Origin of the sequence: Phormidium yuhuli AB48, from assembly GCF_023983615.1 — a bacterium.
GTDB lineage: Bacteria > Cyanobacteriota > Cyanobacteriia > Cyanobacteriales > Geitlerinemataceae > Sodalinema > Sodalinema yuhuli.
On the sequence record NZ_CP098611.1, the window covers coordinates 1,423,477 to 1,448,207 of the forward strand.

The window sequence follows — 24,731 nt, forward strand, 5'->3', positions numbered from 1 at the left end:
TTCAAGAGAAGGGTCGAACAGTCCTGTAGAATTAAAGACTATCTTCTTGTTCAACCCTTCTGATTGCCAAAGGTTCTTATATCGTGGTCACGCAACGGTCTACCTCAACTCCCTACGACGCCAAAACTCAGGACATTGCCCGAGACCTTTTGGCGGCTACCCGCGAAGCTGGCGGATTTTTCGCAAAAGTCCGTGACCAGATGCGCTGGGACGATAAATTGCTCGATTGGGCCATGAGTAACCCCGGTTTACGGGTGCAACTGTTCCGTTTCATTGACTGTTTGCCTGCGTTACAGAGTAAGGCGGAAATTGCCCGTCACTTGCAAGAATATCTAACGGTCGAGGAAGTCGAATTACCGGACGCCTTGAAAAAGCTGATTAGCTTTAGTGGCGGCGATTCTGTGCCTGGGCAGCTTGCGGCAACAACCGTGGCCACGGGTGTAGAAACCTTAGCCTATAAATACATTGCTGGGGAAACCCTCCCCAAAGTGATTGAAACCGTTAAACGGCTGCGTAAGGATAAGTTGGCCTTTACCATCGACTTACTTGGGGAAGCGGTGATTACGGAACAAGAAGCGCAACAGTATTTTGACCGTTATCGGGAGTTAATGACCGAGTTGGCGGCGGCGGCGCAAGATTGGCGGGCGGTTCCGCAAATTGATGAGGCGGAGGGGGAAGCGTTGCCTCGGGCCCAGGTGTCGGTGAAGTTGACGGCGTTCTATTCTCAGTTTGATGCCCTTGATGCCCAGGGTAGTGAAAATCGGGTGAGCGATCGCGTGCGGGAGATTTTGCGCCATAGTCAAGCCACGGGGGCGGCGGTTCACTTTGACATGGAGCAATATGAGTATAAGGATTTGATTCTCTCGATTCTCAAGAAAATCCTCTTGGAACCGGAGTTTCGCGATCGCAGTGATATCGGGGTGACGCTACAGGCCTACCTGCGAGAGTCGGAAGCAGATTTACGGGGCCTGATTGATTGGGCCAAGGAACGAGGAACCCCGGTGACGGTGCGCCTGGTGAAAGGGGCCTATTGGGATCGTGAGACGATTCGGGCCCAACAACATGACTGGCCGCAACCAGTATACAACGATAAGGCGGCAACGGATGCCAACTTTGAACGGCTCACACGGCTGTTGTTGGAACATCATGAGTATCTGTATGCGGCCATTGGCAGTCATAATGTGCGATCGCAGGCCCTGGCCTGTGCGATCGCCGAAACCCTCAACATTCCCCCCCGTCGGGTGGAGATGCAAGTTCTCTATGGCATGGGCGATAAGTTAGCCAGGGCCTTAGCCAAGCGGGGCCACCGGGTGCGGGTGTATTGTCCCTATGGGGAATTGTTACCGGGGATGTCCTATCTGATTCGGCGGCTGTTGGAAAATACCGCCAATAGTTCTTTCCTGCGGCAAAATCTGGAAAATCGCCCCATTGAGGAGTTAATCGCCCCACCGCAACTCGATCCTCAGAAGCCGGAGTTCGCCCCCCAGCGTTTGCCCTTTGCCAATGCCCCGGATTCGGATTATGCTCAAGCCGAGATTCGCGATCGCGCCTGGCAGACGGTGTCTCAGGTGCGGCAACAGTTAGGGCAATCCTATCAACCTTGGATTAATGGAGAGTTTGTCTCCACCCAAGGGACGGCCCAATCCCTGAATCCCTCGAATCCTGACGAGGTGGTGGGAACTGTGGGTTTAATTTCTATTGAACAAGCCGATGAGGCGGTGGCGACAGCCAAAGCGGCGTTTACGGCTTGGCGACAAACCCCAGTGGCGGAACGGGCCGGGATTTTACGCAAGGCGGCGGAGTTGATGGAACAGCGTCGTCATGAACTCAACGCCTGGATGGTGTTGGAGGTGGGCAAACCCCTACGGGAATGTGATGGGGAAGTCTCGGAGGCGATCGATTTTTGTCGCTACTACGCCTCGGAGATGGAACGTCTGCAAGAGGAGACGGCCTACGATATCCCCGGTGAAACCAATCGCTATCACTATCAGCCTCGGGGCATTAGTTTGATTATTTCTCCCTGGAATTTCCCCCTAGCGATTCCTACGGGGATGACGGTAGCCTCGTTGGTGGCGGGGAATTGTACTCTTTTGAAGCCGGCGGAAGTTTCGAGTGTGATTGCGGCCCAGTTGGCGCAGATTTTGATTGAGGCGGGGATTCCTAAGGGGGTGTTCCAGTTTATCCCTGGGAAGGGATCGACGGTGGGGGCCCATTTGGTGAAACATCCTGATGTCCACATGATTACCTTTACCGGTTCTCAGGAGGTGGGTTGTCAGATTTACCGGGATGCGGCCGGCCTACAACCGGGACAAAAACACCTCAAACGGGTGATTGCTGAGATGGGGGGTAAGAATGGCATCATCATTGATGAGAGTGCGGATCTCGATCAGGCGGTGGCTGGGGTGGTTCAGTCGGCCTTTGGCTATAGTGGCCAGAAATGTTCGGCCTGTTCTCGGGTGATTGTTCTGGAGTCGGTGTATGAGACGTTTGTGGAACGGCTGACGGAGGCGGTGCGATCGCTGAATGTGGGGGATGCCTCGAAGCCGGGAACTCAGGTGGGACCGGTGATTGATGGGAAAGCCCAGCAGCGGATTCGGGAGTATATTGCCCAAGGGAAGCAGGAGGGAACGGTGGCGGTGGAGTTGGCCTCGCCGCAACCGGGTTATTTTGTCGGGCCGATTGTGATTACGGAGGTGGCCCCCGATGCCACCATCGCCCAGGAGGAGATTTTTGGCCCGGTGTTGGCGGTGTTGAAGGTGGCCAACTTTGATGATGCGTTGAGGGTTGCCAATGGTACGAATTACGCCCTAACTGGGGGGATTTATTCCCGCACTCCGTCTCATATTGACCGGGCCCAGGTGGAGTTTGAGGTGGGGAACCTCTATGTGAATCGGGGGATTACGGGGGCGATCGTCTCTCGTCAACCCTTTGGTGGCTTTAAGTTGTCTGGGGTGGGGTCGAAGGCGGGGGGTCCTGATTATCTCCTGCAATTCCTCGAACCGCGCACGGTTACGGAGAATATCCAGCGTCATGGCTTTGCTCCCATTGAAGGGGCGGAGTAGTGGGCTTGGGGGCGTGGTATCATCGCTGCGCCCCCATTGCCTCTCTCGGTTACAAAACATAAAAGCTATTCATAAAAATTAACATTTAGCTCAGGGCGGCTGTGAGGCTGAATCTGCGTCTTTCTGGGGCTTCTTGGGGGGAGTTTTGGGGCGATCGCCTCAGTTCCTTAGCGCATTTTTTAAAGATTTATGAGAAAAATATGCTAACTTTTGTTATGATTCAGATAAGTAACAACAATACGCAGAGCTGGGGAAAGCTATATTATGACTGGATTTATTCGTGGACTCTTCGGAAGCAAGAAGCAGAAAGAACAGAACACCATTAAGCAACAGCAGCCGAGCCAGGCTTATTTTCTGGACAACGATGCGGCTAAAACCCTCGGTGACATTGACTATATGCGCACCTCAAAACAAGTGCGTCGTACCTTTCCTAAGGGACAAAGAGATTTCAATGTTGGCGATACGGAACGCTACGTTGACGTCTCTTCGATGGAAGAACGCAAGTTTGGCAATAGCCAACCCACCCCCAGCGTGGGTAATACTCCCGGTGCGAGTATGAATGCCAACAGCAGCACCAACAGCAGCAGCAGTGCCAATCTCGGCGAAAGCTTTGAGCGTCGCAACGCCCGGACTGATACCAGTATGGATATGTTCCGTAATATGGCGAAAGATGTTAAGCGCCGCTAGAGTCTTGAGTTAAGGGTTGTCCTGAACCCTGTTAAAGAATGTGAGACCTCCCGTTGTCTGAGATGACGGGAGGTTTTTTGTTTGAGGAGGATTAAGGGTCGAGGCTGTCTACACTGAGGGGAACGAGACAGCCTTCGGCAGTGAGGCCGAAGAGCATGGATTCTTTGGGGGCGATGAGTTTTCCGGTGAGGACGCAGCGTTCTTGTTTTTGGGCGATGGCGGGGAGGCTGGCGCGAATGTCGGCTTTGCTAAATTCGGGTTTATAGTCACCGGATTGGTATTGAACGTAATTCCAGAGGATATCGCGAACGAGAGCTTGATAGCCTTGGGAGCCGGAGAGTTGTTTGAGTCTATCTTTGAGGCTGCGTTCCAGACGAATGCTGGTGACTTCCATCTGAGTGGTGGACGTTTGGGAACGAGTTTGAGCGGGCATCAGGTTAACCTCTAGAACCAGTGGACAAAAAATGTACTATTAGTGTAGTATGCAAGGAGGCGTATTTAAAGCGCCCAACGTTTTACCTGTTAAACCGTGAACTATCATTTTCTACCAGTTTTAGCGATGTTTCGGCTAGCCGCCCCGTTGGGGACGGCTGAGGTCGGTATGGCGCCAGATAGCTGGTTTTTAGACCGTTTTATGATAGGGCGCGGGTGGTGTGGAATCATAACGCGGATAGTCCCTGCTTTGGGGCGATTGGGTTAAACGCTTGCTTTTAATAAGCGCAACCCTCCGCTCTTTTCCGGACTTCAAGATTCTCACCCCCGCTTCGATTTGTTTCTGAGGCGGGGGTTTTGCATAGGGAGGTTTATTGTGACCGGCATAAGCAATGTTTTGAGTCAGTCGGTAGTTGTGTTTTCTCAGAACTATCTGCCGATTAGTCGGATTAATGTACGACGGGCTGTGGTGTTACTGCTAGCGGGAAAAGCGGAACCGTTGCAAATTACCGGTGAGGCGAGTTTCTGGCAGGTGCGATCGCCCTCGATGGTGTTGGAGGTTCCTGAGCATATTCGCATGAAGTTCACGGGAACGGAGCGAATTTGGAAAGTTCCCCGAGTGAGTCGTCGGGAGGTGTTACGGCGAGATCATCACACCTGTCAGTATTGTGGCAGTCGCAAGAACCTGACGTTGGATCATGTGATTCCCAAATCCAAGGGGGGAACTCATACTTGGGACAATGTGGTGACGGCTTGTAGTAGTTGTAATTCCCGTAAGGGCGATCGCACCCCTCAACAAGCGGGGATGCCGTTACGCAGTCAGCCGAAGCCGCCGATGCACCCCAGTGTGGCCTTCGCCGAACAGTTCTGGAAAGACCATCAGTTTGAGGTGGGAGCGGATTATTAGGGCGATCGCTCAGATGATCTGTGCTTTGTCTGATGGGGTGGATTGCTAGGGGTTGAGACACTCGGTTTCTGCCAGAAACCGGGTGTCTGAATGAGTGGCGGTGGACTTGGAGATAGAATCACTTCAACCGGTCACTCGCCATTAAGTCTGTGAAAACTGATAGCATCTTCTACCGCATCTTCCAACAATATCCCCGGAGTCTCTTCGACCTGCTTCAGCATCCGAATGAGGAAGCTGAGGAGTATCAGTTCACCTCCGTGGAAGTCAAGCAACTGGCCTTTCGCCTCGATGGTCTTTTCCTACCCACAGGTGACAGTCCCCAGCAGCCGCTGTATCTAGTGGAAGTCCAATTCCAAGCTGACGACAGTCTCTATTACCGGCTTTTTGCGGAACTCTTCCTCTATCTGCGACAGTATCGGCCGTCTCATCCCTGGCGGGTGGTGGTCATCTATCCAACGCGACGCACGGAACGACCGGAGTTGCATCAGTTCCAGGAGTTGCTAGAGTGCGATCGTGTGACTCGGATTTATCTGAACGAACTCCCGGACTCGGACCGGTTTGGGGTCAACCTGATGAAACTGGTCGTCGAACCCGAATCGGCCGCGATAGAATCGGCACAGGTACTGATTCAACAGACTCAGGAGCGTTTCCCAGCCACGCCGCTACAACGAGATCTGATTGACTTGATTGAAACTATTGTCGTGTATAAGCTTCCCAACGCTAGTCGCGAGGAGATTGCCCAAATGTTAGGAATTACCGATTTGAAACAAACTCGCTTTTATCAGGAGGCCTTTTTGGAGGGTCAACAAGAAGGCCGTCAAGAGGGTCGTCAAGAGGGCCGCGAAGAAGGCCGCGAAGAAGGCCGCGAAGAAGGCCGCGAAGAGGGTCGCGAAGAGGGTCGTCAAGAGGGTCGTCAAGAAGGTCGGGAGGAGGAACGACGGCTCGTAATTCGATGTATGCGCGATCGCAACTACTCCCTAGAAGACATCGCGCAAGTGCTTAATGTATCTGTTGAGGAGGTGCAACGGTTCCTGACGTAAGTATGACGCGGGGGTGGCCGGCTGGGGGGTGAGACACTCGGTTTCTGCCAGAAACCGGGTGTCTGGGTGAATAGAGCGTCCCCGCCACGCCGCTACAATGAGAGCTGATTGAGCTGATTGAAACTCTTGTCGTTTAGAGGCTTCCCAAGGCCAGTCGCGAGGAGATTGCCCAAATGTTTGAAATCGCGGATTTGAAACAAACTCGCTTTTATAAAGAGGCCTTTTTGGAAGGTTGGGAAAAAGGTTGGCAAGAAGGTTGGCAAGAAGGTCTGGAAGAGGCCCGCCAAGAATTCCGTCAAGAGGAACGACGGTTCATAATTCGACGTATGCGCGATCGCAACTATTCCCTAGAAGAGATTGCGCAAGTGTTTAATGTATCTGTTGAGGAGGTTCAACGGTTGTTGATATGAGTGTGACGCGGGGGTGGCCGGCTGGGGGTTGAGACACTCGGTTTCTGCCAGAAACCGGGTGTCTGGGGGCCCGGACGCTTGTGGAGGCAATTAAATCGTCATTCAGGATGGATTGTCGCTATTTTTCTCAGGAAACTTTAACTTAACCTGAATTTTCATATTGGTTTCAGCCGACCCCTCTGTAACCATAGGAACTCCGGTTTTTCCCGCAAATTTCAAGGCAAATTCCAGGTTGATTTCTGCTACTTCTGCCCCGCCTAAATCGCGAAAAGCTCGAAGGGCTAATCCAGCGGAACCACGCAGGGTTTGAATAGCTTGTTGGGCGCGTCGTTTAGCCTGTTTTTTGGCCTCTTCATCGATGGGAATATCGCCGAATCCTCGACCGGGGCGATCGCCCGAAGGCTGTTTCTCTTGCAGGTTTTCTTGCAGGCGATCGGGATCGACGCCAGCAGCATCCTGAGACTGGACATAGATGGTGTAGGGGGTGTTTTGCTCATCCTCGTAGATCAACATCTGTAGGGGGAGTTCATTGGCCATGGCTGAGTTTTGATGAATTTATAGCATTCTTCCCCCATCATCTTATAAACTGGATCTGCCTGCAATTGACTGACTGCAACGTGATATGCCCCAACGCCATGCCCTCGTTATCGGAATTTCACAGTATCGACACGGCAATCCCCTTCCAAATGTGATCCGAGACGGGAACGAAATTGCTCAAGTTCTAAAAGAACCTGACCTCAGTAATAATCAATGGATTGTGACATACTATCCAGAACACTATGATGATAGGACGGGTTATGAACTTAGTACAAGCAAAGAAGTGCTTTGTCAAGACCTGAATCAAAAAATTGACGAATTTCTTATCCAGGCTGATGGAGATGCCCTTATCTATTTTGGGTGTCATGGATTACTGATAAAGAGCAACTCTGAACTCAGCCCAGCTCAGGGATATATTGCTGCCAGTGATAGTAATATATCTGAAGGAAATCCAGTTAATTGCATCTCATTTAGGGACTTATTTGGTAAGTTTTGCATCGCAATTGAAAGGTATAAGTTGTCTAACCTGGTCATCCTGATGGACTGCTGTCATGCTGGTGTAATGGCTGATGGATACTTTGAGAGAGAGTGCCTGGAAGGTGATTTTGTTACACCCAGCAATGGTGGAAAAATAGGAATTTTAGCAGCCTGTCGGTCTCGGGAAAGAGCTTATGAAAAAGATGGTTATGGTGTTTTTTCTAAGGCGGTTTTGGATGCTTTGATGACCCCTCATCCTAAAACCAAAAAAGTTAGCTTCAATATGCTTGTTGAGTCGGTTATCGAAGATTTAAAAAATTCAGGTCAAACAGCTATATCTAAGGCATCTCCTGGTTTTGATTTTGAGCTTCTTCATCCTAGAACTGAATTGCGTCGCTCTGGTCAAGAAACTGAATTGTTTATTAAGACATTACAAAAATTCAATTATCGTAAGGTTGATGCAGTATTTAATGATTTTTTGGAGGCTCCGCGTAAGCTGGGAGCATTTTGGATACGAGGTGAAGCCGAGAGTGGTCAGCACTGGTTATTATCTAGACTTTGGTACTATAAGCTTTCAAGGTATATCACTAGCCATCGTAAAATAATTTTTACAATCCCAGGAATATCCCCAAGTATTGAGGATATTTGGCACAAACTTGGCAGCTATTTACCGGGTAAAAACACACCCAACGAAATTCGATCCCAACTAATTCAGAACTGGAAAACCAGAAGAACTGTTATTTTAGTGCTGAATGAAATCGAGAATTTGCCCGACGAAGACATCAAAGTTTTTTTAGATGAATTTTGGTTTAAACTTTTTGATGAAATTTCACAAGTTATAAACAGCACAAAAGATAGACTTATCAGAAATGAGTTGATAGAAACCCCATTTTTGTTGTTTATGGTCGATTATGGCTCCAAAGATAATTCATCAAAATACTTGCAGGTAGATGGTTTTTATTCGAGTTTCTTGCAGCAGAACTATAATCAAGTTAACCCTAGGAATATCGTCGAGCTGGTTGCAGAAAACTTTTTGGAGGAAGATTTAAACTGGATTATAAACTATCAGCATAACCTGGTACCTTATCGAAGAAATACTCCCCCTGAAGAACTTCGGCAAAAGCTCATTACCTACTATCAACAAGAAAACCCGACTCCCCAAAAAATTTTAAAAGAACTCTGTTCATGTTGTGAACTTGAGTGGATACGCGACATTCTGCCAACTTTGATGAAGTGAACTTTGCTCCTAAATACTTTGTTACCAAATAGTGTATCATGACGACTCAAACTCTGGAATACTCTGGAAAACCTGAGTATCAACCTAAACCCAATCGCCAAAAACGGGTTTTTCCCTATCTCCCCAATGCTGATTTAGTCCAAGCCGTTAATCTGGCGATCGCCCTAGAACGTCCTCTCTTTCTCCAAGGAGAACCGGGTTGTGGCAAAACTCTACTCGCTCCTGCCATTGCCTATGAATTTGGACAACGCTATCTTGAAAAGGGACAAACGTGGCCCTACTTCCGCTGGAACATTAAATCAACTTCTACGGCAAAACAAGGCTGCTATATTTATGATGCCTTGGGTAAATTACGGGACGCTCAACTGGTGGGGACTCCTGCCTTAGACCGCTTCCTGAAGAATGAACAACGACAACAACTGGTTGAGCGTCTTTGTGACCCCGACGGCTATCTGGAATGGGGGGCAATGGGACGAGCATTACAACACAAAGAACAGCGGCCGATTCTCTTGATTGATGAAATTGACAAGGCAGATATTGACTTTCCCAATGACTTGCTCTCAGTTCTCGAAGAAAGCTATTTTACCGTTGAGGAAACTCAGATGCGGGTTCCGGCTGAGGAAGATGGAGCTAAGAAACCTATTGTGATTATTACCAGTAACCAAGAGCAAGACCTGCCGGAAGCCTTTTTACGACGTTGTTTGTTCTTCTATTTACCGTTTCCTGACCCTCAGCATCTAACAGAGATTGTCAACTGTCATTTCCCAGAATCAGACCGGGCGGAGATTATTGACCAAGCAATCGCTAAGTTTTTAGACATTCGCGGTCAGGTTCCTCCCTATGGCAAGAAACCTAGCACCAGCGAACTCCTCGACTGGCTCACCGTTTTAATCGGGCAGAAAGATGCCTCAGAAAAAATTGAGACAATCGCCCAAAATCCCGCCTATGCAGGAATTTTACTGAAATCCAAAGGAGAGCGCGATCGCCTGTCTTAAACCCGCCACGATGAGATAGAAAACCCGTACAATTTGCGGATAATCTTATCGAGTCTAACGTTTATCGTCGCCTTAACAGCCAGTCAGGATAGCTCACCTCGGAATATACCCGACTCAGAACTCAGAACCCCGATGTCTTTTCCCCTATTTGAATTATTCTTAGAACTTCGTGACCCCCTAAAATTATCTCCCCAAGATTATCAGCTCCTCCTCACTGCCCTAGAGTTGGGATTCGGGAAATCCCAAGCAGCTAACAACCAGGATGCCTTAAAACAACTCTGTCGTCTCCTCTGGCTCAAAACTCAAGATGAGGCAACCGTTCGTTATTTTGAACATATCTTTCAAGAACACTGCACAGCCGCCGCAACCGCCGCCCCAACGACCACAGATTCCACCACCCTAACCGAGCCAACCGCCGCCCCAACCGTCACAGATTCCACCACGTCAAAGGACCTAACCACTACCGAAACAGTCACAGATTCCACCACTCCCAACGACTCAACCGCAGCCGTATCCCCCCCTACCGTTCCTCGGCCGCCACAACCCCCCGCACCCCGTCGAGGTCCCCGAACTCTCAGTGCCTTTCAGGGAGGAGATTTGCCGCCCCCGGAGACCTCCGACGAAGGCTATCGCCTGCAACCGAGAGACAGTCCCGTTCACCCCCGCCTGACTCGCCGAAGCTGGCGGAAAGTGCGGCGACTGCTGCGACGAGGCACCACCGGTCAGGTGGATATTGCCGCCACCCTAACCCAACTGGCAACCCAGGGACGCTGTTTAAGCCCTCCCCTAGAAGCCAAACGAGTCAATGTCTTGGAATTACTCCTTCTCATCGATGTGGATGGGTCGATGGTTCCCTTTCGCTTTCCCCGGGATTGTCTTCTGGCCACCGTTGAACCAAAACACTTTGAGCGCGTCGAGCAGTATTATTTTCGTAACGTCCCCGAGAGATTTGTCTATTGCTCTGCCAAAGGGGCTGATATCCGACCCTTTGATGACCTCTTTGCCAGTCTCTCCCCCAGTCGTACCGTTGCCCTGATTTTTAGCGATGGGGGAGCCGCACGAGGGGGATACAACAGTGATAGAGTGACCCTAACCCGTGACTTCCTGCACCAGATTCAGCCCCATCTCCACGCTCTAGTCTGGCTTAACCCCATGCCCGAACACCGCTGGCCAGACACCACCGCCGCCGCCATCGCCAGGGACCTGCAACAGCTCGGCAGTGCCATGTTTGAACTCAGCCAAGCCGGAGTCAGCCAAGCCCTCAGCCAACTCCGTAACTAGCGCCTGATGACCCTGACAACGAACCGTCCGCCATAAAGAAGCACCATAAAGAAACCCTTGTCTATTGCCTCATTCCCCCGCATCATCCGCAGTTTCCGGCAAACCTATGGGTTTCGCCATCTTGACCTTGCCTATCATGCCGCATTTCCCTTTGCTGTAACCTCGGAACTGCTCTATTGCTTGCGGGAAAACTTTCTCCCCAACTGTCCCTGGATTGCGGTTCCCGAGGTGTTGCTATTTCCCTGGTTTGACAGTGTGGGTGATGACCTCTATGAGATGGACCCGGAGCTGCGGGCGGTCTTATTACGGGAGTTAGGACAGGATAGCCGTTTTGGAGAGGCTCGACTCCAGGAACTGGCACGGTTTATGACGGCTTATGTGACGGTGAAGTTACCGAGCAATCCTAGGGTAACTCGGGACTTGGGGCGAGATTTTGACTGGCTGGCCTTGGCCTGTCTACCCCGTGATGAGGCGTCTCGGAAACTGCGCCAACGACTGCGGGATGCCATTGCCGAGGCACAGGATGATGAGCGGCAACGCTGGCTTGAGCTGGCGCGAGACCAGGAGGATGTCTTGCGGGAATTGGGGTTGGAACCGGCCCTATTAGATGGGGACGAGGATGGCTTCCCGTCCCCAGAAACGTTTGAGTTTAGACAAGGGTATTTCGAGCCAGTGACGGCATCTGATGAGGTTGACCTCGAACCCTTTGCTTTTGAAACCGTGCAACTCAAAAAGGTTGAGTCAGAGGTGGTAACTCAGCCTTCTGAGGGTCAAGGGTTGCAGTTTCTGGAGTCTCTGTTTAGTCCTGAGATGGCATTTACTTTGGAAATGGTCCAGATTCCTAAAGGGACATTTCTCATGGGAGCAGCCGAGGGTGAAGAAGAAGCTGATAATGATGAGTATCCACAGCATTCAGTAACAGTTCCCGAGTTTTTCCTGGGGAAATATCTGGTAACTCAGGGCCAGTGGTGTGCCGTTGCCAGGGGACTGCCCAAAATTGAGCATGACCTTGACCCCGACCCCTCAAGTTTCAAGGGGGACACTCATCCAGTTGAACGAGTCAATTGGTATGAAGCGGTAGAGTTTTGCCAGCGCCTCTCCCAAGCAACCGGACGAGACTATCGGCTCCCGAGTGAAGCGGAATGGGAATATGCCTGTCGTGCGGGAACGACGACACCGTTCGCCTTTGGGGAACTCATAACGACTGACGTAGCCAACTATGATGGCAACTATACCTATGGTCAAAGTCCCAAGGGTGAATATCGTGAACAGACGACCCCTGTGGGGAGTTTTCCCGCCAATGGCTTTGGGCTGTATGATATGCACGGTAATGTTTATGAGTGGTGTTTCGACGGCTGGCATGACAATTATGAGGGTGCGCCAACTGATGGCTCTCCCTGGGTTACAGGCAAGGAACAAAAACGGCTCCTGCGCGGCGGTTCTTGGAACCTCAACCCTAGGTACTGCCGTTCTGCATTCCGCAACTGGTATTCCCCGGACTATCGCGTCTTCAACATCGGTTTTCGGGTGTGTTGTTCCGTGGCGCGGACTCCATAGCCCTTTGCGCTTTATTCCTCTTGCTCTTTGCTCTTTGTTTTTTGTACTCTTTTTCCTGCGCGAAGCGCATTTTTTTTAATTTTTTTACTTGACCTTGAGAAATAAATCTGTCAACATAAGAATTATGGAAGAACTGCCAATTATCCAAAAAACTTACGACCTAATTCTTTGGTATATTCCGCTGCTAAATAAGTTACCTCGCAGCCATAAATTCATATTAGGGGACAAAATCGCTGTCAATCTTTATAACTTGTTGGAAAACCTAGTTCGTGCCCGTTTTTCCCGTGATAAAACTTTGATTTTAAAACAACTAAATAGTGAACTAGATATTCTACGATACCAAACTCGTCTCCTCTTAGACTTTGACCTTATTTGCACTCGTCGCTATGAGTTTGCGAGTCAGAAACTTAATGATATCGGTAGTGACTTGGGTGGCTGGTTGAAGCAACAGCAACGTATAAAGGATTAGCTTCTGTGAAACGACATGGCAATCTCTGGTGTAATATCACAACATTTGAGAATTTACTGCTTGCTGCACGACAGGCGGAGAAGGGGAAACGTTATCGCGATAATGTTCTGAGGTTTAATTACAATTTAGAATATAACTTAATTGAAATTCGGCAAGAGCTAATTGAGAAAACCTATCAACCAGGCGACTATCGGACGTTCTACGTCATGGAGCCCAAGAAACGACAAATTTCAGCAGCGCCTTACCGTGATCGCGTTGTTCATCATGCTCTTTGTAACGTAATTGTTCCAATTTTTGAGCGTACTTTTACCAATAGTTGCTTCGCTAACCGTATTGGATATGGAACCCATAGCGCCCTTAGGCGTTTCACGGAGTTTTCTAGGACTCATCGTTTTATTTTGCAATGCGATATTAAAAAATATTTTCCCAGCATTGATCACGAAATTCTCAAAACTTTGATTCGACGAAAAATTAAATGTCCAGATACGTTATGGCTTATCGACCGAATTATTGATAACAGTAATCTTCAAGAATCGATCATCGAATATTTTCCAGGGGATGATTTGTTTACCCCTCATCAACGTCAGCGCGGTTTACCGATTGGCAATCTCACAAGCCAATTTTTTGCCAATCTTTATCTGAGTGGTTTAGACCGATTTGTCCATGAACAACTGAAAATTACGCATTATCTGCGCTATGTGGATGATTTTGCCCTATTTTCCGATGATGCAGATCAACTCAGGCAAGCACGTCAAGAGATTACCACTTACTTAGCCAGTCTGCGTTTAGCGTTGCATCCTGTGAAAACTCAACAATTTGAAACCCGCCACGGAGCAAATTTCTTGGGATTTCGGGTCTTACCCGATCGTGTTCGTGTCCGAACTGAAAACCTACGTCGCGGTCGTCGTCGTCTCCGCCGGCTCACAACAGAGTATAATGAGGGCAGAATCTGCCAACAAACATTTGAGAACTGTCTGCAAAGCTGGTTGGCCCACCTAGACCATGGTGACACCTGGCATTTGCAGCAAAAGATATTCACGGATCTCGGTATCGCGAGACCGTGAAGACGGGACAGGCACCTCCGGCTCCTGCGCGGCGGTTCTTGGAACAACAACCCTAGGAACTGCCGTTCTGCTAACCGCAACAGGAATACCCCGGACAATCGCAACAACAACATCGGTTTTCGGGTGTGTTGTTCCGTGGCGCTGACTCTCCACCTGCCAGAACTGGGGGATGGGAATCCCTCGGGTGTGCCTTCGAGAGTCCAGACCTGTTCCAGTGATACTGGTGACAGCATCCAAAAATCCTCTGGGAGCGGGTAGCTTGGTAGGGGAATCCCGAAGAGTTATCCGTTCCCCCCACTCAGATATGACATCCCCAATGCTATATCGCCTCCGCCGTCGTCCCCGAACTGCTCGGCAATATCGAGAAGACTTAGGAGAGGGGGTGATATTGGAAATGGTGCAAATTCTCGGAGGGACATTTCTCATGGGAGCAGCAAAGGGGGAGAAAGGAGCTAGAGATAATGAGTTTCCCCAACATTCGGTGACAGTTCCCGAGTTTTTCCTGGGCAAATATCCCGTGACTCAGGCCCAGTGGCGTGCCGTTGCCAGGGGACTGCCCAAGATTGAGCATGACCTTGACCCCGACTCCTCAAAGTTCAAGCGGGACACTCATCCAGTTGAACGAGTCAATTGGTATGAAGCGGTAGAGTTTTGCCAGCGCCTCTCCCAAGCGACGGGACGGGACTATCGGCTCCCCAGTGAAGCGGAATGGGAATATGCCTGTCGTGCGGGAACGACGACACCGTTCGCCTTTGGGGAACTCATAACGACTGACGTAGCCAACTATGATGGCAACTATACCTATGGTCAAAGTCCCAAGGGTGAATATCGTGAACAGACGACCCCTGTGGGGAGTTTTCCCGCCAATGGCTTTGGGCTGTATGATATGCACGGTAATGTTTATGAGTGGTGTTTCGACGGCTGGCATGAGAATTATGAGGGTGCGCCAACTGATGGCTCTCCCTGGGTTACAGGCAAGGAACAAGAACGGCTCCTGCGCGGCGGTTCTTGGCACGACAACCCTAGGGGCTGCCGTTCTGCTAACCGCGTCAGGAATACCCCGGACAATCGCCTCAACAACATCGGTTTTCGGGTGTGTTGTTCCGTGGCGCGGACTCCATAGCCCTTTGCACTTTATCTCTGTTGCTCTTTGCTCTGTGTTTTTTGTACTCTTTTTCCTGCGCGAAGCGCATTTTTTTTATACCATTTTTCAATAGGCTTGCTATACATCCGATACCGAGGAGGGCGAACAGCCGTTCGCCCCTACAGACATCTATGGCACGACTTCTGAAAATTGGTGTTATACCATTTTTCGATAGGCTTGCCACACATTCGATAGCGAGGAGGGCGACCACAAGGGTACGCCCCTACAGTTATTTATGGCACGACTTCTGAAAATTGGTATTAATTCGACGTCTGCGCGATCGCAACCATTCCCCAGAAAACATCGCCCAACTGCTTGATATCTCCGTTGAGGAGGTCCAACAACGACTCAAGCAAAATTAAGGACAATCAGGATGAATGGCCCCGCGATCGCACAAAAACGCCACCGCCTCTCGGTCTAAATTACGCGCTCGACTGAAATTAACCCCCTCGACAAAACTGAGAGGTTGAGCCTCATCCGAACGAACCACAAACTCGCTCTCCTCCTCGGATGCAGCCGCCTCCCAGGTCACTCCCTGAAAATCAGCCCCCGAGACATTCGCCCCCCGTAAATCGGCCCAACTTAAATCACTGCCATGAAAACTGGCATATTCCAAATTGGCACGGCGGAGATTAGCCCCGGATAAATTAGCATCGCGGAAATTGCTATTACTTAAATTCCCTCGGGAGAAGTCAGCCCCCGCTAAATCCGCTCCCTGCCAATTGGCTTGACTGACGTTGGCCGAACTCCAAAGACTGCCCCCAGCCCGAACTTGCGTCAGACTGGCTCCCTGTAAATCAGCATTGGTGAAGTCGGCGGCGTTCAAATCCGCCCCAGTGAAACTGGTTTGACGTAACGAGGCGCCCTCCAAATTCGCCCCCACCAGTTGCGCGGAACTGAAATTAGACCCCGTTGCACTGACAAACCGGAGATCGGCGTGATTGAAATTTGCCTGCATGACGTTGCTGCGGTACATCCAGACTTGAGTCAGAGTCGCCCCGGCGAAGTTGCCATAACTCAAATCCGCTCCCGAGAGGTCGGCAATCCAATCATCATAGGTGCCAAAGCGTCCATCTTCCCCAGGCCCGTAAAACTGACTTTCCTGAAAACTGGCTCGGGTTAAGACGCTGCTGCGAAAGCGAATCCCCGCTAAATCCACGCCATCTAAAACCAGGGTGAAGGGAACTTCCGTGACGGCTTGGCCGAGATGGGTGCGGCTGAGGTCGGCGGTGGGGAGTTCGCCGCTGTGGTTGCTGAGGATGGTGGCGATCGCCCGCTGGGTGGCCCGCAGACGACGGGCAAGCAAGGCTTTTTCCTCAGCGGTTCCCCCATATTCGAGGGAGTCTAACTGAGTTTTTAGGGATTGGTTGAGCCGACGCAGGTCCACAATAGCGGTTGTACCTTGAGAGGCGATCGCCTGTTGGCTGGCATCAATCAACTCCGGTTCCGTTTCCTGGCCCAATAAGTCCACCAACAAGGCTAAGGCCCGGGTATCATTCAAGGTTCCCAGAGCCAAAATAGCATCTCGGCGGCGCTCTGCACCCCCGGCCCCGGAACTGAGTTTATCCACCAGGGACAAGAACATCTGATTATCTTGTTCCTGAAACTCCCGTGTATTGGCCTGTTGCTGAATATAAACCTGAGTCCCCACAAACGTCCCCAATACCGCCGTCAGACAAAACAGCAACACCAATAATAGAGTTGTGGCCGGGTTGCGTAACATCCAAAGCCAGAGACTCGCTCCGGCCCGGGGTCGGGGTTCTGGCTGAGGGTAAACAACGATCGCACTGACGGCCTCTCCCTCCACCTGAGTCCAATGGCGATCGCGCTCCAACTCCTGCGGCTGCCAATCTCCATAGGGATTATCCAGAGCATCCAAGACATAGGTTTGAGCGAAGCGGTCATGGAGGGCCCGGCCCTGGCGGTTAAACCGAGAGGCCAAGGCTTCCGCCAAGAGAATCGCCCCAGTCAGTCCTAGTAAAATGCCCAAATCGGGAAAGGCCCCAGTGACGCGCCAGAGGAGCCAAGCACTGCCCCCAAAGACTCCCCAGCGGGCGATCGCCTCCCGAAGCATCACCTGCACCAGAGTCGGCGGCATCCCCTCACGATTAACCACCTTGACCCCAAACCAGCGTTTCGGGTCCGTTTGTCCCGTTTTAGAGAGTAAATAAATCTGCCACCCCCCAGCCAACAGGGGCATCGCCAGGGCCCCCGTCCAAAACAGATTCGTCAGGGGAGACACATTACGATTCGGTTGGCGCACCGGAAGACTCAACACCCGGGCAATACGGTCTTCTGTGGCAGCTAACAGGGGACTGAGGGGAACCGGCTCACCAATCTCTCGTTGAGTGGCGTAGGCCCCAAAGCCATAGGGAATCCCAGCACTCCCCACAATAAAGGAGACTTCCACCACAAAGGCACAGCCCCGACGTACCAGAATCGGGAGTTGTCGCACCGTACTGCGCCACCAGGGAGATAGACGTTGTGGAGTTACAGGAGTGGAAGGGCTTGCCATAGAAGAACCAGATAGATGGCGGGGAAAACAGTCTGCTCTCAATTGTCTCTAACAAGGGTATCAGCGATCGCCCCCAGAGTTGGCAGGAGACTCCCCAACGGGAATCGATCGCAGAAACTCAGCACTGGCTTCTGGGAGAGTGGTATTGATATACATCCCACTTCCCATCTCAAAGCCAGCCGTCAGGGACACCCGAGGAACGATCGCCAGATACCAATGGAAATAGTTGGTGCGATGTTCATCGGTGGGAATCGAGCGAATGGTGTAATTGTAGTCAGGATTATTTAATCCGACATAGAGTTTCGCCAAGACGACGCGCAGGATTTCCGCTAAATCCTCAATCTCCTCATCGGAGATATCTTCAAAGGAAGAGACATGGCGGCGGGGAAAAATCCAGAGATGGAAGGGGGAGAGGGCGGCGTAGGGGACAAAAGCCACGAAATACTTGCTTTCACAGACAATGCGATCGCCCGCCTTGAGTTCTTCGGCTAAAGTCCGACAAAAGATACATTCCCCCCAATCGTCAAAATAGCGAATTGCTTCCTGAGTCCGTAGCCGCAGTTGATTAGGCACAATGGGGGTCGCTGCAATTTGGGAGTGAGGATGTTCGAGGGAGGTTCCTGCACCCCGACCATGATTTTTGAAAATGACAATGGTGGAAATCCGAGGATCTTTGCGCAGGTAGCGATAGCGTTCCCGATACATCCGCAGCACATCCACAATATCCGTTAGGGAGAGTAAGGCCAGAGTGACATTATGGCGGGGATGTTCGATGATTACTTCATGAACCCCTACCGCCGTTAGAGACCGATAGATATGCCCCTGCTGTCGTACCACTTCCCCATCCGGGGATAGGGCGGGAAATTTGTTTAACACCGCCCGCACCCGCCAGCCACGCTCATCCGAGAGAATCGCCGTTTCTACCCCAGTCCGGGCCTCATTCCCAGCACAGAAGGGACAATCCTCACGATAGGGGGGCAAATCCGCCGGGGCGGGCCGCTGTTGATTAAACTCATCTGGGCGATGGGCGCGATCGGTGGCGATAATCACCCAATCTCGGGTAATGATATTATGGCGCAACTCATTCATCAGTTTGGTTTAAAGAAGATTCAGCTATAGAATAGGGTGGCACAATCACCTTGTTACCTGTACCCTGAATGCGTCAGATTATCCGTACCGACAACGCCCCGGCTCCCGTAGGTCCCTATAACCAAGCCGTCCTCGCCACAGGCAAACTCCTATTTGTGGCTGGACAAATTCCCCTCAATCCTCAAGGTGAACTGGTGGCAACTGGGGAGATTAAAGGTCAAACTCAGCAAGTGTTAGAGAACCTCAAGGCAATTTTAACGGCGGCAGGTGCTAGTTTTTCAGACGTCGTTAAAACCACCGTTTTTTTGGCTGACATGAATGAATTTGCGGCGATGAATGAGGTTTATAGTCAGTATTTTGATGAAGCCAATGCCCCAGCTCGGGCCGCCGTAGAAGTGGCACGATTACCGAAAGATGTTCGGGTTGAAATTGAATGTATTGCTATGGTTTCTGGTGATTAGGGTTAGCCCATCGTTTAGAAATACAGAGGATATTTAGAACAGGATATTAAAACAGATACCACCTGCTATACTATCCTCCCGTTGGCCATCGACTGGATTAGACAACCATTAACTGGTCTTCTGCCGTTAAGGCATTTTCCAACTGCTCGATTACCGGCTTTTTGTCTTGATAGAGCATAATTAGATGGTCTTTGCTGCGGGTTATGGCAGTATAAAGTCCCGCCATTTCTTCAAAAGCACGGTCTGGGTTTTTATGCTGCCCCAAGACTAAATCGACCCCTGCTAGAATCACGGCATCAAACTCGACTCCCTTGAGGGCATTCCAAGAATCAACAATGACGTAGGGACGATTAACGACATTCCCGCTGCGTTCTTTAGAGCTTTGGGGAGCATGATGATTCACCTCTAATTTAGCGAGTTCCTCACTTATCTTAACCCTCAGTTCGCGGGAATTTCTATGGGTTAAAATGCCGATAGAGGAGTCAGGACAGCTTTCTAATGCCTGTTTCACCTGCTTAGCAATTTCTTCAGGCATTTCGGAGAAATTCATCTGAATCAGGCTGGGGCTAACGCCAGAACTGCGATCGCCCTTTTTCTTCGGTTCAATCACTCGGTCGATAGGAGGACTATTTTCCCGCTTGTCCGACCTCAGTCCCACATTTTCCAACGCGGGTTGGATTAAATGCCAACTCAACTCTAAAATCTCGGGTGAATTGCGATAGTTGACATCAAAAATCTGCGATCGCCCCACCACATCGATTCCCAACTGTTTCCAAGTCCAGCCACTATTACGACGATGGGACTGGCCATAGACAGACTGGGTATTGTCATAAACGAAAAACAGGGAGTTAGTCTCAGGTTTCAACACCGCCAAGATAGTCTGAAACCACTCATCATAAAAGTCTTGAGCTTCATCAACCAAAATAGCATCGTACTTCAATCCAGACTCCTGTGCTGTTTTGACTAATTTCTTGCGAGATTCTTCCTCTTGGTCTTCTCGATATTTGTACTCAAAGTGGCGATAGCTCCATTGGTGGAACGTCCCACATTCCACGTTACACCCCTGTTTTTGCAAGCTTGACTCTAGCCAAAAGCGCATGAAACGGTTATAAGACAAGACTAAAACTGAGGTTAAGCCATCCTCCAAGATTTTACTCACCCGATCTCTCAACACCAAAGATTTCCCCGACCCCACCGCACCCCGCACAAGACTATGACCCTTGGGACTAAAGTTACGCGCTTTGGCTTGTTCTTCATCTAACTGTTCTTCCTGTACCCGCTGATTTAGGGTTTGCTGAAAATCAATCCATTGCATAACATGAATCCCCAAAATCGTAGATGCTCTCTGAAATTGCCCAAATCTTAGCCCAAAAAATTAAAAGGGGCAATGTTGAGGGGATTCTCTTAAAAAACATTAATAACTCGGCTCAGTCGGCAGAGCCGCCCTCGGGGCGTGTTAGGGCAAAGCCCCAACACGAGAAGGAACTGTGCCAGTTACCCAAAGCGACCCCGGGCGATCGCACATCGTCCCTCTTGCGCTATACTGCTCGGTTTAATCATAGCTGTTTACCCCCTACAACACGGCTTTCCCCCTCGTGACCGGCGATTCATCACGGTTCACTGTCCATTTCCATTCCTCTCGAAACTCCCATGTTGCACCGTTTCTCTGTTATCTCCCTAGTCCTAACTCCCCTGCTGGCCCTAACCGTCAGCCCCGTCTCCCAAGCCACCCCGCCTCGGGAAGCCGATAGAGTAGAAACCTGTGATCTCCTCGTGGCCGGGGGAGGACTCTCCGGAACCGCAGCCGCCTATGAGGCCTTACAGTTAGGTAAAACGGTTTGTCTGACGGAAATCACCGACTGGGTGGGGGGACAAATCTCCGCTCAGGGAACCTCTGCCCTCGATGAACGGGATACTCAGCGGCAAAAGCTATTCTTTCCCCGAGGCTATCTGTCCCTACGCTCAGCCATTGAAGAGCATTATGGCATCCTCAACCCTGGCGGTTGCTGGGTGAGCGAGTCTTGCTTTATGCCCTATGACGGTCATGAACTTCTGTTTGAACTGCTCGAAGATGCCGCCAAACGGGGACGGGGTACCTTGCATTGGTTCCCAAATACGGTCATCAAGGATGTCGCCTATAATCCTGAAGGCAACCAAATCACCTCAGCCATCGCCATTCAGCATCAACCTCAACCCGATGCTCCTCCCCTCAATACTCTGCCCCTGTCGGCCACCATCGAAGATGCCTTCCGCTACGAAGACTCAGACCTATTCCAGAAAACGATTATTGAGTTTCGTCCAAAATCCACAGATAGCAATCGCAATTCCCCTGATTGGTATGTGATTGATGCCACGGAAACTGGGGAGTTGGTTGGTCTGACGGATATTCCCTACCGTCTGGGGATTGACCCCCGCTCCTTCCTCGAACCCACCTCATCGAGTGAAACCAACGACCCCTACTGCACCCAAGGCTTCACCTATACCTTCGCGATGGAAGCCACAGAAGAGCCTCAGGAGCATAACCCTCCTGACTTTTATGCACAATATGAACCCTATTACAGCTACGAACTCGAACGGCTGGCGAACTTCACCCTGGTCTTTACCTATCGCCAAATCCATAGCATGAAGCCAGAGGAACCTCGTCCGGGGAATGTGCGAGATTTCCCCATCTATCCGGGGGATATCTCCATGCAGAACTGGACCTGGGGTAATGATTACCGTCCGGGGACTTCTGAGGATAATCTGATTTATACCCGCCGACAACTTCAAGAAGCGGGACAGTTAGATCCCGGCGGCTGGTTGGGCGGCCTACGCACGGAAACCCTACGTCGAGGCGAGGAGAACGCCATTGGCTTCTTCTATTGGCTGGTGCAGGGAACCACGGATTCTCAGTTGGGAGATGGATTTAAGGAACCTCATCCTAATCATCGCTATTTGAGTGGTTTCGACTCCCCCATGGGAACGGCTCATGGTCTCTCGAAATATCCCTATATGCGTGAGGGACGGCGGATTATTGGTCGGCCCAGCTTTGCTCATCCTGATGGCTTTACGATCTGGGAAGTGGATATTACGATGGCCGATTTTGAGGATGAGTTTTATGAAAATACTCTGACTCCAGCGGCGTTGCGGCATTTGTGGGCGGTGTTGTCGGGCTTGGATGCGACGGGGATTGCCTCTCGGGAACTGTCTCGGGAGCAGGTGACGCGGCGATCGCGCTCTACCCTCTTTCCTGATACGGTAGGGATTGGTCATTATGCGATCGATTTCCACCCCTGTATGGCCTTCAGCCCCCCGGAAGCCCCCGGAAACTACGAGCGGCCCGGGGAACGGCGAGGTCAAGGACGGGCGTTTCCCTTCCAAATTCCTCTACGGGCCTTGATTCCTCAACGGTTGGATAATATGCTGGTCGCCGGTAAGAGTATCGCCACCAGTCACATTGCGGCGGCGGCCTATCGGGTTCACTCCTTTGAATGGTCGGCTGGGGCGGCGGCGGGAACAACGGCGGTGTTTGCCCTGGAGCATGATCTAGCTCCCTATCAGTTAGTGGATAATCTCCCGACTCCCAACCCTCAGTTAGAAGCCTTACAACGGAAACTCTCGGATAATGACAATCCGGTGATGTTCCCGGATACGTCAATTTTTAACAACACCTGGGACCAGTGGCGTTGATAGACTGGATATGTGACGTACTCCCGACGCCGACCGCTAAGCGGTACGGCGCGGGCTTCTCCTCCCGTTGTCTGTCTTAATTGCGGAACTGAACAGGACAGAGACGAGAATGCTGCCAAAAACATAGAAAAAGTCGGGGTAGGGCATACCCACGACTCTAAATGGACAAAGAACGGGCATAAGACCAGGGCTTCTGGCAATCCGATCGCTTTGTCAAACCAACCGTCAGTTGAGTAGCGATTATCTGTTTGATTAGCCGGAGAATCCCCATCTCTTGCTTAGTGGGGAGTATGTCAAAGCGAACTCCTACCGGAAGACAAAGCCCGTCTCCTAGAGCGATGGCTCGGTGCGTCAGGACGGCAAGGGATGGTGGTGTTCGTGGGGGATGGTATTAATGATGCCCCAGCCCTAGCCTTGGCGGACGTAGGGGTCGCTATGGGCGGTTTAGGGTCAGATGCCGCCATTGAAACAGCATCGGAACCTTCGGCATCGCGGGACTCTGGGAGGCGGTGATTGCAGATGTCGGCGTGGCCCTGGTGGCGGTAGCCAATGCAACCCGAGGAATACGGGGGTGAGGGGAACCACGGAGTCACAGAGGACACAGAGGACAGCACAGGGATAGTTTCTCCCTATTGCCTACTTCCTCCCCCCTATTGCCTATTGCCTATTGCCTCCCCCCCCCTATTCCCTGTTCCCTGTTCCCTGTTCCCTGTTCCCTGTTCCCTTCCACCACCACCGGCTTCGCATCCCCTCCAACTTGTTCGACGAAGAACTCTTCGAGGCTGCGACGGGAGGAATTGAGGCGTAGGAGTTTGCCGCCGAGGAGGTTTAGGCTGGCGAGGAAGTCGGGTAATTCTCCTTGGAGGGTTCCTTGCCAGTCCCCTTTGTCAAATTCTAGGTCTGGCAGCCATTTTTGTAGGACTTCGGCTGTACCGCCATGACCATAGACGCGATAGCGATCGCCCGTTCCGAGGAGTTCGTCGGGGGAACCGCTACAGAGGAGTTCTCCTTTAGAGAGGATGGCCACGCGATCGCAGATTAATTCCACATCGGACAGGATATGACTGTTGAAAAAGATGGTTTTTCCTTGGGATTTCAACGCCAGGATGATTTCCCGCATCTGATAGCGTCCTAGGGGATCGAGGCCGGACATGGGTTCGTCGAGACAGACGACCTCGGGATTGCCAACCAGGGCCTGGGCCATGCCTACTCGTTGTAACATCCCTTTGGAATATTGCCGTAGGGGTTTGCGGCGGGCTGTTTTTTGCGCGATACCCACCCAGTCTAGGAGTTCGGCAATGCGGCGGGAGCGATCGGGTTCCCGGAGATTAAACAGTCCCGCCATGAAGGCGAGAAATTCCCAGGCGGTGAGACTGTCGTAGAAATAGGGATTTTCCGGTAGATAACCGACAAATTGCCGCACCGCGCGATCGCCCAGGGGACGACCCAACAACGTCCCTCCCCCAGACGTCGGACGGACAATTCCCAACAAAATTTTCAAGAGGGTGGTTTTACCGGCCCCGTTGGGACCGAGCAAGCCAAAGGTTTCTCCCTGGGAAACGGTGAGAGAACACCGTTTGAGGGATGTCACCGTTTGGTTGAGCCAAAAACCCGTACGATAGCTTTTGGTCAAATCCACCGTTTCAACAACAAATGGAGGCATAGGAAGAGGGAATAGGCAGAGAACCAGTTGACACT

Annotated in this window: 21 protein-coding genes and 1 pseudogene; 16 read left to right on the forward strand and 6 right to left on the reverse strand. The window is 51.1% G+C overall.

Annotated elements, in window-relative coordinates:
- The first annotated feature begins 83 nt into the window (after positions 1-83).
- A complete protein-coding gene (pruA, locus tag NEA10_RS06150) occupies positions 84-3,062 on the forward strand; it encodes an L-glutamate gamma-semialdehyde dehydrogenase (RefSeq protein ID WP_252664410.1) in 2,979 nt (992 codons plus the stop codon).
- Between the two features lie 264 nt (positions 3,063-3,326).
- A complete protein-coding gene (locus tag NEA10_RS06155) occupies positions 3,327-3,749 on the forward strand; it encodes a hypothetical protein (protein WP_252664411.1) in 423 nt (140 codons plus the stop codon).
- A gap of 91 nt (positions 3,750-3,840) precedes the next feature.
- On the opposite strand, the gene NEA10_RS06160 is transcribed toward NEA10_RS06155, so the two are convergent.
- Positions 3,841-4,182 carry a hypothetical protein gene (locus tag NEA10_RS06160; protein ID WP_252664412.1) on the reverse strand — a complete coding sequence of 114 codons (342 nt, stop codon included), beginning with the start codon at positions 4,180-4,182 and terminating at the stop codon, positions 3,841-3,843.
- A gap of 375 nt (positions 4,183-4,557) precedes the next feature.
- On the opposite strand from NEA10_RS06160, the gene NEA10_RS06165 reads away from it, so the two are divergent.
- The 3 genes from NEA10_RS06165 (at position 4,558) to NEA10_RS06175 (ending at position 6,538) form a co-directional block, all read left to right on the forward strand.
- Positions 4,558-5,088: an HNH endonuclease gene (locus NEA10_RS06165; protein ID WP_252664414.1), complete on the forward strand. Its 531-nt coding sequence runs from the start codon at positions 4,558-4,560 to the stop codon at positions 5,086-5,088.
- Between the two features lie 149 nt (positions 5,089-5,237).
- Positions 5,238-6,128, forward strand: coding sequence for an Rpn family recombination-promoting nuclease/putative transposase (locus NEA10_RS06170; protein ID WP_252664416.1), 891 nt, complete (start codon positions 5,238-5,240; stop codon positions 6,126-6,128).
- 173 nt (positions 6,129-6,301) lie between these two features.
- Entirely contained in the window at positions 6,302-6,538 is a 237-nt protein-coding gene (locus NEA10_RS06175) for an RpnC/YadD family protein (protein WP_252664418.1), read from the forward strand.
- Between the two features lie 102 nt (positions 6,539-6,640).
- On the opposite strand, the gene NEA10_RS06180 is transcribed toward NEA10_RS06175, so the two are convergent.
- On the reverse strand, positions 6,641-7,075 hold the full coding sequence (locus tag NEA10_RS06180) for a CU044_2847 family protein (RefSeq protein WP_252664419.1): 435 nt from the start codon (positions 7,073-7,075) through the stop codon (positions 6,641-6,643).
- 85 nt (positions 7,076-7,160) lie between these two features.
- Here NEA10_RS06180 and NEA10_RS06185 point away from each other — a divergent pair, with 85 nt between their 5' ends.
- The 8 genes from NEA10_RS06185 to NEA10_RS06220 all read left to right on the forward strand — a co-directional run bounded on the left by NEA10_RS06185 (position 7,161) and on the right by NEA10_RS06220 (position 15,278).
- Positions 7,161-8,789, forward strand: a complete 1,629-nt coding sequence (locus NEA10_RS06185) for a caspase family protein (RefSeq protein WP_252664421.1) — start codon at positions 7,161-7,163, stop codon at positions 8,787-8,789.
- Between the two features lie 38 nt (positions 8,790-8,827).
- Positions 8,828-9,784 (forward strand): AAA family ATPase, encoded by a 957-nt coding sequence (locus NEA10_RS06190; RefSeq protein WP_252664422.1) that lies wholly within the window; start codon positions 8,828-8,830, stop codon positions 9,782-9,784.
- Between the two features lie 132 nt (positions 9,785-9,916).
- Positions 9,917-11,065 (forward strand): hypothetical protein, encoded by a 1,149-nt coding sequence (locus tag NEA10_RS06195; RefSeq protein WP_252664424.1) that lies wholly within the window; start codon positions 9,917-9,919, stop codon positions 11,063-11,065.
- A 57-nt stretch (positions 11,066-11,122) separates the two neighbouring features.
- Positions 11,123-12,622, forward strand: a complete 1,500-nt coding sequence (locus NEA10_RS06200) for a formylglycine-generating enzyme family protein (protein WP_252664425.1) — start codon at positions 11,123-11,125, stop codon at positions 12,620-12,622.
- A gap of 124 nt (positions 12,623-12,746) precedes the next feature.
- Positions 12,747-13,091 carry a diversity-generating retroelement protein Avd gene (avd, locus tag NEA10_RS06205; RefSeq protein WP_252664426.1) on the forward strand — a complete coding sequence of 115 codons (345 nt, stop codon included), beginning with the start codon at positions 12,747-12,749 and terminating at the stop codon, positions 13,089-13,091.
- A gap of 5 nt (positions 13,092-13,096) precedes the next feature.
- Positions 13,097-14,155: an RNA-directed DNA polymerase gene (locus tag NEA10_RS06210; protein WP_252664427.1), complete on the forward strand. Its 1,059-nt coding sequence runs from the start codon at positions 13,097-13,099 to the stop codon at positions 14,153-14,155.
- Positions 14,156-14,179: 24 nt separating this feature from the next.
- Positions 14,180-14,413 (forward strand): formylglycine-generating enzyme family protein, encoded by a 234-nt coding sequence (locus NEA10_RS06215; RefSeq protein WP_252665304.1) that lies wholly within the window; start codon positions 14,180-14,182, stop codon positions 14,411-14,413.
- Between the two features lie 46 nt (positions 14,414-14,459).
- Positions 14,460-15,278: a formylglycine-generating enzyme family protein gene (locus NEA10_RS06220; RefSeq protein WP_252664429.1), complete on the forward strand. Its 819-nt coding sequence runs from the start codon at positions 14,460-14,462 to the stop codon at positions 15,276-15,278.
- Positions 15,279-15,657: 379 nt separating this feature from the next.
- On the opposite strand, the gene NEA10_RS06225 is transcribed toward NEA10_RS06220, so the two are convergent.
- Together NEA10_RS06225 and galT are read right to left on the reverse strand one after the other, a co-directional pair.
- Positions 15,658-17,814, reverse strand: coding sequence for a pentapeptide repeat-containing protein (locus tag NEA10_RS06225; protein ID WP_252664435.1), 2,157 nt, complete (start codon positions 17,812-17,814; stop codon positions 15,658-15,660).
- Positions 17,815-17,874: 60 nt separating this feature from the next.
- Entirely contained in the window at positions 17,875-18,903 is a 1,029-nt protein-coding gene (gene galT / locus NEA10_RS06230) for a galactose-1-phosphate uridylyltransferase (RefSeq protein WP_252664437.1), read from the reverse strand.
- Positions 18,904-18,971: 68 nt separating this feature from the next.
- On the opposite strand from galT, the gene NEA10_RS06235 reads away from it, so the two are divergent.
- A complete protein-coding gene (locus NEA10_RS06235; RefSeq protein WP_252664438.1) occupies positions 18,972-19,364 on the forward strand; it encodes a RidA family protein in 393 nt (130 codons plus the stop codon).
- A gap of 97 nt (positions 19,365-19,461) precedes the next feature.
- Here the strand turns inward: NEA10_RS06235 and NEA10_RS06240 are convergent, their stop codons facing one another.
- The gene (locus NEA10_RS06240; RefSeq protein WP_252664440.1) at positions 19,462-20,679 is read right to left on the reverse strand and encodes an AAA family ATPase; all 1,218 of its coding nucleotides are present in this window, start codon (positions 20,677-20,679) and stop codon (positions 19,462-19,464) included.
- Between the two features lie 335 nt (positions 20,680-21,014).
- Here NEA10_RS06240 and NEA10_RS06245 point away from each other — a divergent pair, with 335 nt between their 5' ends.
- Together NEA10_RS06245 and NEA10_RS06250 are read left to right on the forward strand one after the other, a co-directional pair.
- Entirely contained in the window at positions 21,015-23,033 is a 2,019-nt protein-coding gene (locus tag NEA10_RS06245; protein ID WP_252664443.1) for an FAD-dependent oxidoreductase, read from the forward strand.
- A 297-nt stretch (positions 23,034-23,330) separates the two neighbouring features.
- Positions 23,331-23,608 (forward strand): annotated as a pseudogene (locus tag NEA10_RS06250) (heavy metal translocating P-type ATPase); the annotation flags it as partial.
- An 89-nt stretch (positions 23,609-23,697) separates the two neighbouring features.
- On the opposite strand, the gene NEA10_RS06255 reads toward NEA10_RS06250, so the two are convergent.
- Entirely contained in the window at positions 23,698-24,696 is a 999-nt protein-coding gene (locus tag NEA10_RS06255) for an ABC transporter ATP-binding protein (protein WP_252664444.1), read from the reverse strand.
- Between the last annotated feature and the right edge of the window lie 35 nt (positions 24,697-24,731).

Coding starts and splice junctions, on each gene's coding strand:
- NEA10_RS06155 (WP_252664411.1), top strand. CDS start 3,327: ATGACTGGATTTATTCGTGGACTCTTCGGAAGCAAGAAGCAGAAAGAA.
- NEA10_RS06160 (WP_252664412.1), bottom strand. CDS start 4,182: ATGCCCGCTCAAACTCGTTCCCAAACGTCCACCACTCAGATGGAAGTC.
- NEA10_RS06175 (WP_252664418.1), top strand. CDS start 6,302: ATGTTTGAAATCGCGGATTTGAAACAAACTCGCTTTTATAAAGAGGCC.
- NEA10_RS06180 (WP_252664419.1), bottom strand. CDS start 7,075: ATGGCCAATGAACTCCCCCTACAGATGTTGATCTACGAGGATGAGCAA.
- NEA10_RS06185 (WP_252664421.1), top strand. CDS start 7,161: ATGCCCCAACGCCATGCCCTCGTTATCGGAATTTCACAGTATCGACAC.
- NEA10_RS06190 (WP_252664422.1), top strand. CDS start 8,828: ATGACGACTCAAACTCTGGAATACTCTGGAAAACCTGAGTATCAACCT.
- NEA10_RS06195 (WP_252664424.1), top strand. CDS start 9,917: ATGTCTTTTCCCCTATTTGAATTATTCTTAGAACTTCGTGACCCCCTA.
- avd (WP_252664426.1), top strand. CDS start 12,747: ATGGAAGAACTGCCAATTATCCAAAAAACTTACGACCTAATTCTTTGG.
- NEA10_RS06220 (WP_252664429.1), top strand. CDS start 14,460: ATGACATCCCCAATGCTATATCGCCTCCGCCGTCGTCCCCGAACTGCT.
- NEA10_RS06225 (WP_252664435.1), bottom strand. CDS start 17,814: ATGGCAAGCCCTTCCACTCCTGTAACTCCACAACGTCTATCTCCCTGG.
- galT (WP_252664437.1), bottom strand. CDS start 18,903: ATGAATGAGTTGCGCCATAATATCATTACCCGAGATTGGGTGATTATC.
- NEA10_RS06235 (WP_252664438.1), top strand. CDS start 18,972: ATGCGTCAGATTATCCGTACCGACAACGCCCCGGCTCCCGTAGGTCCC.
- NEA10_RS06240 (WP_252664440.1), bottom strand. CDS start 20,679: ATGCAATGGATTGATTTTCAGCAAACCCTAAATCAGCGGGTACAGGAA.
- NEA10_RS06245 (WP_252664443.1), top strand. CDS start 21,015: ATGTTGCACCGTTTCTCTGTTATCTCCCTAGTCCTAACTCCCCTGCTG.
- NEA10_RS06255 (WP_252664444.1), bottom strand. CDS start 24,696: ATGCCTCCATTTGTTGTTGAAACGGTGGATTTGACCAAAAGCTATCGT.